A 10,035-nucleotide genomic window follows, 5' to 3' on the forward strand; every position below is an offset into this window, starting at 1 on the left:
GCTACGATAGAAACTTTGAAAAATTATGTGGATAGTCAATCCACACCTGCATGATTTAAAGTGCTACTACACTGTCGCCTTATATCCCCGCCCTAAAAAGAAGGGCGAGGGTTTACGGCTATTTTGCTAAGTTCAGGATAATGAAAGTGTCATATTGGTAAAGTTTTATATTATACAGTGTCGTTGGTTTGGTGTAGTTCAAGGCGAATCATCGTAGCAATAGCAGGAACTGCTGACATGAAGTGGTGAATTGCGTTATTCTTGCATTTTTTATTTGGAGAACGACGTTAATGAACAATCCGGAGATTACTAAATCGCAACTGATTACCCAACTCAACAATTGGGGTGAAGGTAAAATATCATCGGAACAGCTACAAGACTGGATGGTCACTTTTTATGATCCGCCGGAGGTGATTATAGGGCAGGGAGAGTCTGAATGGACGCAACTGGCGATGCATATCATTATGAATGAGTATGAGATAGCAAAAACCGAAAAGTTCCGCGTTGAAAATTACAGGTTAGCCATTGCCTTTGCGCAGTGCACTGAAGAGACCTTTGATAAAAGCAAACACCTTTTTCTTTATGATGGTTTTTCTGATTAACCTCAACTCGGGATAATGAAAGCGTCATTGCTTTTAATATCATAATGTTAACGTTTTATATTATACAGTGCCGTTAGTTTCGTGTAGTTCAAGGCGAATCATCGTAGCAATAGCCGGCTATTGCTAGATGATTTAACGCAGAAATACACGGAAATAGCGGTATTGTATCGATTTGCTTATCCAGAGCTGAGGTTGATTAAGTGTCCTCCCCTGCTATAACAGAGCACTGTTAAAAAGTGCCCTGTTTCTCAGCCTTTAACATTTTTTAAAAAACAATTCGATAAAACAGCTCTACCTGACAAAATCTTGTCGGACAAGTGTTATATTTAATTTAATTTAATTTTTATCATTAGGAATGAATATGTTAAATGAAAATCATGCACTTATTATCGATTTTCCGGAATTAAAAAATGATATTGTCCAACTAATGCACCACGATGCATTTTTTCAGGAAAAATCACAGCAATATCACATCCTCGACTATCAAATTCGGCAACTTGAAATATCCGGTTCACCTACTGATGATCAGCATATGCACCTGCTTAAGCAACAAAGAGCGCTGTTAAAAGATGTTTTATACCAGCAGTTGAAAGCGCATCAGAAATCTTGATCTAATAAGTTGTTAAGCGCACAACAGAGGTAAACTGTGGTTATAGTGTTCCTGCCAGAATAGCTTTCACCTGGGCAAGTGCGCCGCCCTGATCCTTATAATCTAATTCAATGGGAAAAAGCTTTCCCCGGTGCGCTAAAACCATAGAAGGGAAACCTTGAATGGGCAAATTCCCTGTCAATCTCAATTGTCGCTTAAATTCAGAATCCAGTTTTGCAGAGCTTAAATCAGCGTTAAACTGCTCTATATTCAGGCCCAACTCCGCGGCCAGAAAAAGATGTGTTTCTATATCTGACGGATTCATCGCTCTTAAATAATACGCTTTTTGCACTGCGCTGTTCATCTCACGCATTTTATTTTGCCAACCTGCTGCGATCACCGCTCGGCAGGCAGGATAAGTAGAACGTCTAGGAGTATTTTCTGCCCAGAACTTAAAATTAAAGGGCGTCCCGAGCAGGTTGCTGATTTTCTGCCAATAACCGGATATGGCTTTTTGCTGCTCAACAGGCATAGGGTCATCGCAATCAGGTGCCAAGCCCCCCAGAACATAATTCACCGGCACTAGATCCAGTAAACTGGCCTCCAATTTTTGCCAAACGGGCCGATGTGCCCAGCACCAGCTGCACATCGGATCATGTACATAATAAAAAACACTTTCACTGTTAATCACAACGCGTACTTCCCCAACATAAATTCAGCTCCACTCTGCTGCCAAGGCAACTCTCTTGTTTAATTCCTCTTATTTTTTACTAAAGATTAAGCAAATAGGCAATAACTATTGTAAACTAAACAACTATTTTCTATTTACAACTCACTACACGGACCAGTTCAATGCATAAAAGCCCGCAAATGTTATTGCTATGGATGACCTTTATTATGTCTTTGGTCTTTTCCGTCTGGCAGGCCCTGTTAAATAACTTTGTAATCGAACAGGCGCAATTTAGCGGGGCAGAAATAGGCATTTTACAAAGTCTGCGCGAAGTACCGGGCTTTTTAGCTTTCACTGCAATATTTATTCTGCTCCTAATCCGCGAGCAGACATTCGCCATACTGGCACTGGCTGTGTTGTGTATTGGCGTTGCTGTTACGGGTTTCTTTCCGGAAGTTTTAGGGCTGTATCTGACCACCATATTAATGTCCATCGGCTTTCATTATTTTGAAACAGTTAACCAGTCACTGACGCTGCAATGGGTTGACAAACAAGATGCGCCAGGTTTCTTGGGCAAGGCGCTGGCCTGGCGTTCTGCGGCAGCGCTTTCCGGCTATGCCAGTATTTGGCTGATTATGACCTGGTTAAAGCTTGATTATGTATGGATGTACGGCTTAATCGGCAGCCTGGGATTGCTGATGGTATTGACAATCACATTCTATTTTCCGAAGTATAATGTCGGTGAAGTTCAGCATAAAAAAATAATATTACGTAAAAAATATTGGTTATATTATCTGCTTACTTTTTTCTCCGGTGCCAGACGACAAATTTTCATGGTTTTTGCCGGTTTTATGATGGTCGAAAAGTTTGCCTATAGCGTTTCAGAAATCACCGCACTGTTTCTTATCAACTACGTAGTTAACCTGTTATTTGCACCTGCTATCGGCCGCTTTATCGGACGTATCGGTGAACAACGCGCGCTGACCATTGAATATATCGGGCTGATTTTTATCTTTATCAGTTACGCTTATGTCGAGCAGGCTGAATGGGCTGCTGTTTTATATGTCACCGACCACCTTTTATTCGCGATGGCGATCGCGCTGAAAACCTATTTTCAGAAAATAGCAGACAGTAAAGATATAGCGGCCAGCATGTCGGTCAGTTTCACCATTAATCACATCGCAGCAGTGATTATTCCGGCGCTGCTTGGTCTTTTATGGTTATACTCTCCGCAGGGCGTCTTTTATATCGGTGCGGGATTTGCGGTCTGCTCGCTTGTGCTTGCACGCAATATTCCGGTTTCACCTGCGCAAGGGAACGAAGTAAATTGGAACTGGCCAGCAAAAAAACGCGTTCTGCTCTTAGATAATAAAATCGATTAACTTAAAAATTTCAACTTTTTTTGAGCCGGCACAGCGGTTCCTGCTCAAAAAGAGCTCAATTTAAAATAGATTCTAAAACGCTATATTATCTCATTGTTATTAATAATAAATAATGCTTTATTATTACTATTTCGTGAGTATAGTTTAGCTTCATTTGTATGTTTTAAAAATTGTTGTCAGTATAAATAATGGAGGATGTAATGGGTATAGGTAAATATTTGCGATGGGAAGATGCTAAGGGTAATGTCTTTAGACCCGTTTCTATCACCGGACGTCAATTGCTGAGCAATAGAACGCTGAATAAAAGTACTGCGTTTACTTATCAGGAACGTGAAGATTTCGGACTGAATGGCCTGTTACCACCTCGTGTGCAAACCTTTGAAGATCAACTCAACCGGGTATATCACGGTTTTCGTCACTCTTCTACTGACATCGAAAAATATCAATACTTACGTGCCCTGCAGGATAGAAATGAAACATTGTTTTACGCTCTGATTTCCCGTCACATTGAAGAGATGACACCGATTATCTATACCCCGACCGTGGGTAAAGCCTGTCAGGAATTCAGCCATAGATTTCAAAAATCGAGAGGTCTGTATTTAACAACGGATAATATTGATCAAGTTGGCGACATGGCGAGACAATTTTCAGGCAAAGATATCCAGATTATCGTTGTAACAGACAGCCAGGGGATTCTCGGTATAGGTGATCAGGGTGTTGGCGGCATGGGTATTCCTATTGGTAAGTTGTCACTCTATACCCTGGGAGCCGGTATCCACCCGGATCACTGCATGCCAATCGCATTGGACGTGGGTACGGATAATCCGGATTTACTTTCTGATCCGATGTATTTGGGCGTACCCAATAAACGTTTGACCGGCGAAGATTACAAAGCCTTTATTAAAAAGTTTGTTGAGCAGGTTAAATTACATTTTCCAAAAGCAGTATTACAATGGGAAGATTTCAGTAAATCCAATGCCTTTGACAACTTAGCTAATTACGAAGATGAAGTGCCGTCATTTAATGATGATATTCAAGGTACGGGTGCTGTTGTGCTGGCAGGTATCATTGGCGCTGCCAAAATGAAAAGTGAGACATTAGGTGAACAAACCTATGCTGTATATGGTGCTGGTGCCGGCGGCGTGGGTGTAGCTGATCAAATTTTCGCCGGCTTGCTTAAAGAAGGTCTTACCCATCAGGAAGCGCGCGATAGAATATTTATTCTTGACTCTCATGGCGTCGTATTTGACGATAGAGAAAATTTAGATGAATACAAAAAACGCTTTGCTAAACCTGTTGAGTTAGCAAAAGAGTGGCAACGAGCAGATCCGAATAAGGTATCGCTGACAGAGTTAATCGACCACGTACCTGTTACTGTTTTATTAGGTTGTAGCGGTGTCGGCGGTTCGTTTAAAGAGCATCATATTAAGAAAATGCTGGATTACACAGATCGCCCGATGATCTTCCCGCTGTCTAATCCGACCAGTCATTGTGAAGCCTTACCAGAAGATATTTATCAGTGGAGTGATGGTCAGGCGATCGTTGCAACGGGTAGTCCTTTTGAAAATGTGCAGTTTAAAGACAAAGAATACCGTATCGGTCAGGGTAATAATGTGTTTATTTTCCCGGGTGTTGGACTTGCGGCGATAACCGCTGAAGTGAAAAAAATCACTATGGATATGTTTACCACGGCATCTTTCGCATTAGCCGATTATGTCTCACAAGAGGACCTTGATGCAGGTAGTGTATTTCCAAAAATCAGTGAATTAAGGGATGTTTCCATCCATGTTGCGAAAGCGATATTGGAACAAATTCAGCAAACTGATGCCGACGGCCATCTGCGCGATAAAGATATTTCAAAGGAACTTGCTGCACGTATCTGGGAGCCGGTATACCTGCCCTACCGTCGGGTTTAAAATTACGAGGGTCTGCTGACGCTTTGCGTTGATTTTTGCAGGCCTATGCTTACATCTAACGGTGTCCTGCACGGCATTGCTCAGAACGCTTTAAGATGCATGAAATTTGAAACCGAAAGCTCCCTTAGCCCTGTTATTTAACAGGGCTTTTTTCACACCCACCTTTGTAAAAACCAACAAATATCACACCTGATAAATATCACTGTTATATACCCGCTATTTTTCTCAAATTACCTTTTACTTTCAAATCACCCTTGCTCATTTCAAAGACTATAATATTTGTGTAACAGCGTATTAATTTAGTTGATTTGAGGAGCTTGCAGATGATGCTGATAGAAGGCTTTTTTGACCACACAACTAATACCGTTTCCTATGTCATAACTGATAGCAAAAGCCGCCAGTCTGCCGTCATCGACAGCGTAATGGGTTTTGATCCCGCCACAGGGCGTACCGATACGTCACCAGCCGATCTCATTATTGATTACCTGAAAGCAGATGAATTGAATCTGCAATGGATTTTAGAAACCCACGTGCACGCGGATCATTTAACTGCGGCCGTATACATTCAAGAGCAACTTGGCGGTAAAATTGTAATCGGAAAGCAGATAACGATAGTACAAAAAGAGTTTGCAAAACTGTTCAATAATCCGGCAAATTTTACAACCGGAGGCGAGCAATTTGATAAACTACTTAGTGATCAGGAGTGCCTGAATATCGGTGAGTTAACCTTACGTGCCATATACACACCGGGGCATACCCCGGCGTGTATGAGCTACCTGATAGAAGATGCACTCTTTGTTGGTGATACCTTATTTATGCCCGATTATGGTACTGCCCGGGCAGACTTTCCCGGAGGCAGCGCGCAGAGTTTATATCGCTCTATACAAAAACTGCTTACATTCCCGGATCAAACCCGGGTTTTTACAGGGCATGACTACAAGCCTCCAGGTAGGGAGCATGCCGTCTGGCAAAGCACGGTTGCACAGCAGAAAATGAATGTTCATTTAACAAAAAACAGCAATGAAGCTGAGTTTGTCAATTTCCGTGAACAGCGGGATAAAACATTAGCACTACCCCGTCTATTGCTGCCGGCTATTCAGGTCAATATGCGCGCAGGGCACTTTCCTGAAGCAGCTGAAAATGGAGTCTCATATCTGTTAACCCCTATCAACCAGCTTTAACGACCTGCAGGCGGTTTTGACTATCTTAGCTAATGTGATGAACTTGATAAGAAGGAGCACCTCCTTGTCAAAAAGCAATTTGTTATTTTTTTATTTTCCCCCACGGATTGGCCGGATCATCCGAGCGTTGAGATTGCTGTGCTTTATAAGAGGAGTTACGTTTGTTTTTATGTGGTTGATCATTGCTATGTTGACGCCTTCCCTGCTGTTGTGATTTCTCCTTAAAGTGAGATGCAGCTTTAGCCTGAGAAAGCTCTATTGATTCGATAGTAAGCACCATAGGTTCACGAGGCACTATACCCGCAGCAAAACCACGAGCACGGTGTGGTAACTCGTATTCCTCCTGATCGGGTTTAGGCATGCGTTTAAAGCGGTATAAATAAAAACCTTCTAATTTTTCTCTCGCCCATTCTGTCTTGCGCAGGAATTTAAGACTGCCGTCAATGGATGGATTGGTTTTAAAACAATGAAAGCGTAACGCGGCAAAGAGTATATCCCAGCCGTAAAAGGCGACTAACTCCGTCAGTAAGGTTTCTAATTTAAGGCCGTGCAATGGATTATTCTGTTGTTCTTTAAGCATGATTATTCCTGAAAAGGTATCTAGTGGTGATATGTTATCCTTGTTATTATACGTGTTAGTTAGCAACTATCGCCAGCTAAAAACAGTTTTGATTGATTCACTAAGATTAGCCCGATAATTTCCTCGAATCTCACCTGCATTTCCAAAATCACCTGTGTCCTATAAAGTAAAAGAGACAATCTGTTTTAGCAATAAGGGGATTGGTGGTCATCATAAACACTTTAATTGGATGGCGGGAAAACAGCTTGCCTTCTCGCTCTTCAAAAAACTCATCGAGACGTTCATTTCCCAAGTAGTCCTTTGCAGTTAATTGCGCCATACCATCCGGGCTTAAATAACCGATAAATTCGTCATTGGTCAGCATGCCGTAGTTAAATTTCTCAGCTTCTTCCGGCAGCGTAATAACAACATTTTCCTGAGGCTCATTACTATAGGCTACTTCACCTTGATCTCTTGTTTCCAGGCGGATCGGATTGTGATAAATATTGATCAGATATTCATCATCGGCCTGCGCCAATACATTTTCTGTCGACAAATAACGATATAATCCTTCCTGAGCAATCAGTTGCGAAGACCTATCCTGCGCACCACCGCACTCTATAGTGACAGTGATCATTTTTGGCTCGCTAAGCTCCATTAATGCACCTAAGCGCAAATCAGTTACGATCAGATCATTGGTAAATAAAGATGTGATGGCAATATGGTTGGCATCTTCGACAATAGCAACGCCAAAAGCAGGTCCGGAACCTGAGGTATTATGAATATCAATCACGCACTCAGGCTTCACGTGTTTTAACAAATCAAAAATAGCTTTGGCTATTTGTCCCTGCTGATCATCATAGGGGGCGCTAAAACAACGGTTTAAATCACGTTTCCCCTGCTGCATACGCTGTGAAAAAAGCGGCTCAGCAGAAGCGGCCTGCACCGATGCAATAATAAACAGCGTATCAAATCTGGGGATCTCTTTAGATTTTAAGAAATCAAAAATAGCTTGTGTTCCTGATGGTTCATTGCCATGCAGCAAGGTGCATACCGCGCGTCTTTTACTGGAATCTTGTCCGCTGACAAAAATGGCTGTCGCTTTTTTCAGATAATTTAAAAAACTTTCAATGCTATCGCCAAAATCATCGGGGTTAGGATTCTTTTTAAAGTTTAAATATTCAGACTGCATATTTTCTATAGTCAAATTTTATCACTCCATTCATGTACAGCTTTGCCTGTTTGGTACTCTCTGTGGTAATTTTCAACCAGTTGGGTCAATGCTGTTTTCCTATCTTCCTTTTTTATAAGTTGATCGAACATGTTAATTTGCCATTGAGCTCCATTGATCTGACTTTCCAGTCCACCATTAATAATCTTCATTTGCGCTGTTATTTCACTGTCCCCTACACCCAACAGGCCAAGGCCTTCTTCTGCAAGGGGAAGCAGTTCCTTAAGTATACTAATAACTGAACGCTCCCGTATCCTTCCGGATTTAAAATCAGGCCAGAATAGATGAGCCTGCAAACCATTTTTTGCAGCCCGGTAAAAATTATTTTCCGCATAACGGAAAGGAAGACCAGGCAGAATGTCACTTAACCTGCTGTGCAGACCCGACATCAACCCGCTCATAAGCGCAGCACTGGCTAGCATATTGCTTGAAGTGGGTCCTGCCGGCAGTGAACGCAGTTCAATGCGTAAATGGCCGTTATCATGGGGATCATAAATAGGACGATTCCAATTCCAAATAGTTCCCATGTGCAATCTTAACTCACTCAGCGATGGCGGCTGCCCCGCCCGCATCTGCACAAATGGATCGCAATTCGAACAAACTGGTATTAAAGGTTCAAAAAGATGGACAGCTTCTGCAAACATTTCGTAAATATCTTTGCGGATCCAACCAAAACCAAAAAAAACACGCGCGGGTAAGTGGTTATCCAAAGCCTCTTGAATACGGCAATCAGTGGCCTGTTTGAATAACGCGATACGCGTCTCCTGCCAGAGTTTTCGTCCGAGGAAGAATGGTGAATTAGCCGAAAGAGCAAGTACTAAAGGCGTTGTCAGTTGTGCGGCATTATAAGTATCAGCAAAATTTTCAGGATCAACGCGATAGTGAAATTGAAAAGAGGTTGCAGCACCTTCCAGGGTCACATCCTGCCAATGAAAATCTACAGCATCTTCCCCGTCAATATGAATATGGAAATCCGCACCGCGTTTATTGATTAATGAGTTGGCAAGAATATGGTAACGCGGTATATCGGTCAACGCTTTAAGTCCCATATCCGATGCTTTTAAAGTGGGTAAGATACCGATAGGTAATATACGTGCCTGATAAGTTTTCGCCGCTTCATCTAAACCAAACAGAACGTCAGTCATCTGTTTACACATTCTGCTGAAAGGCGCTTTCTCCTGGCCGACGGGATTGAAGTTATACTCCAGATTAAAGCGGTTAAGCTCTAAGGTTAACTGTTCATCATTTATCAATTGCTGCAGCTCCATATTAATTGGTTTTGCAGCACCCTGCGCATCAATAATATAAACCTCCAGTTCAGCACCAAAAGAGGGTACTCCCCGGCCGAAGTCTGGCTGCGATAAAAGCAGTTGCAGCGCCTTTAAGTTTTCATTCAAACGATTGCGAAATTCAGTAAAGTCTTGCGCTGAAAATTGAGTTTGTTCAATATATTTCCCCACAAGCAGATCCTCAGGATGATGTATGGATGAATATTGTGTTGTCCCTGCCGAATCGCAACCCTACATTTTAATTTCATTTGTGCCTGATAAAACTAGGACTGTTTATCAGGTTATCCAGTTTGCTATAAGCATAGTTTGTTTTATCTATCTTGGTATTACTTTAATCTGCTATCGGCCTGACTCTTATACAAAAGTCCCATGATTGTGGAATTTGGATATCAATCCAAATTGGCTACGTTTCCCCCATCCATTTTTCTTGTATTGAGCAAGTACTTTAGCAAGGAAAATCATGGAGCGAATTAAACGACAGTTTAGGTTCATGAGAAGGCTTGGGCAGCCTTTCTTTTGGGCGAGTTATGCGACAGCATAGTGTTACGAGCGGGCAAAGCTCTGCGTGCCCTGTTTTCTTTGGCAGTGCAAAGAGCATGACTTTTCGAACTGCGAA

Annotated in this window: 9 protein-coding genes; 5 read left to right on the forward strand and 4 right to left on the reverse strand. The window is 42.1% G+C overall.

Features of this window, described 5'->3' with window-relative positions; all coding sequences use genetic code 11:
• The first annotated feature begins 290 nt into the window (after positions 1-290).
• Positions 291-602 carry a hypothetical protein gene (locus ABZA00_RS14400; protein WP_372882856.1) on the forward strand — a complete coding sequence of 104 codons (312 nt, stop codon included), beginning with the start codon at positions 291-293 and terminating at the stop codon, positions 600-602.
• Between the two features lie 361 nt (positions 603-963).
• Positions 964-1,212, forward strand: a complete 249-nt coding sequence (locus ABZA00_RS14405; protein ID WP_372882857.1) for a YdcH family protein — start codon at positions 964-966, stop codon at positions 1,210-1,212.
• A gap of 40 nt (positions 1,213-1,252) precedes the next feature.
• Here ABZA00_RS14405 and ABZA00_RS14410 read toward each other — a convergent pair whose 3' ends face one another.
• Complete coding sequence (locus ABZA00_RS14410; protein ID WP_372882858.1) at positions 1,253-1,882, reverse strand: DsbA family protein; 630 nt, start codon at positions 1,880-1,882, stop codon at positions 1,253-1,255.
• A 161-nt stretch (positions 1,883-2,043) separates the two neighbouring features.
• On the opposite strand from ABZA00_RS14410, the gene ABZA00_RS14415 reads away from it, so the two are divergent.
• The 3 genes from ABZA00_RS14415 to ABZA00_RS14425 all read left to right on the forward strand — a co-directional run bounded on the left by ABZA00_RS14415 (position 2,044) and on the right by ABZA00_RS14425 (position 6,340).
• The gene (locus tag ABZA00_RS14415) at positions 2,044-3,243 is read left to right on the forward strand and encodes an MFS transporter (protein WP_372882859.1); all 1,200 of its coding nucleotides are present in this window, start codon (positions 2,044-2,046) and stop codon (positions 3,241-3,243) included.
• A gap of 200 nt (positions 3,244-3,443) precedes the next feature.
• Positions 3,444-5,159 carry an NAD-dependent malic enzyme gene (locus ABZA00_RS14420; protein ID WP_372882860.1) on the forward strand — a complete coding sequence of 572 codons (1,716 nt, stop codon included), beginning with the start codon at positions 3,444-3,446 and terminating at the stop codon, positions 5,157-5,159.
• 326 nt (positions 5,160-5,485) lie between these two features.
• Complete coding sequence (locus ABZA00_RS14425; RefSeq protein WP_372882864.1) at positions 5,486-6,340, forward strand: MBL fold metallo-hydrolase; 855 nt, start codon at positions 5,486-5,488, stop codon at positions 6,338-6,340.
• A gap of 82 nt (positions 6,341-6,422) precedes the next feature.
• Here ABZA00_RS14425 and ABZA00_RS14430 read toward each other — a convergent pair whose 3' ends face one another.
• The 3 genes from ABZA00_RS14430 to ABZA00_RS14440 form a co-directional block, all read right to left on the reverse strand.
• A complete protein-coding gene (locus ABZA00_RS14430; RefSeq protein ID WP_372882861.1) occupies positions 6,423-6,920 on the reverse strand; it encodes a VF530 family DNA-binding protein in 498 nt (165 codons plus the stop codon).
• 148 nt (positions 6,921-7,068) lie between these two features.
• Positions 7,069-8,106 carry a succinylglutamate desuccinylase/aspartoacylase family protein gene (locus tag ABZA00_RS14435; RefSeq protein ID WP_372882862.1) on the reverse strand — a complete coding sequence of 346 codons (1,038 nt, stop codon included), beginning with the start codon at positions 8,104-8,106 and terminating at the stop codon, positions 7,069-7,071.
• Complete coding sequence (locus ABZA00_RS14440) at positions 8,103-9,590, reverse strand: glutamate-cysteine ligase family protein (RefSeq protein ID WP_372882863.1); 1,488 nt, start codon at positions 9,588-9,590, stop codon at positions 8,103-8,105. The genes ABZA00_RS14435 and ABZA00_RS14440 overlap by 4 nt, the downstream gene beginning before the upstream one ends.
• Positions 9,591-10,035: the final 445 nt, after the last annotated feature.

The organism is Psychromonas sp. (genome assembly GCF_041586535.1).
In the GTDB taxonomy this organism is placed as follows: domain Bacteria; phylum Pseudomonadota; class Gammaproteobacteria; order Enterobacterales; family Psychromonadaceae; genus Psychromonas.

Excerpts from the sequence above, each read along its gene's own strand:
- ABZA00_RS14425 (WP_372882864.1), top strand. The coding sequence starts at position 5,486 with ATGCTGATAGAAGGCTTTTTTGACCACACAACTAATACCGTTTCCTAT.
- ABZA00_RS14415 (WP_372882859.1), top strand. The coding sequence starts at position 2,044 with ATGCATAAAAGCCCGCAAATGTTATTGCTATGGATGACCTTTATTATG.
- ABZA00_RS14420 (WP_372882860.1), top strand. The coding sequence starts at position 3,444 with ATGGGTATAGGTAAATATTTGCGATGGGAAGATGCTAAGGGTAATGTC.
- ABZA00_RS14405 (WP_372882857.1), top strand. The coding sequence starts at position 964 with ATGTTAAATGAAAATCATGCACTTATTATCGATTTTCCGGAATTAAAA.
- ABZA00_RS14400 (WP_372882856.1), top strand. The coding sequence starts at position 291 with ATGAACAATCCGGAGATTACTAAATCGCAACTGATTACCCAACTCAAC.
- ABZA00_RS14430 (WP_372882861.1), bottom strand. The coding sequence starts at position 6,920 with ATGCTTAAAGAACAACAGAATAATCCATTGCACGGCCTTAAATTAGAA.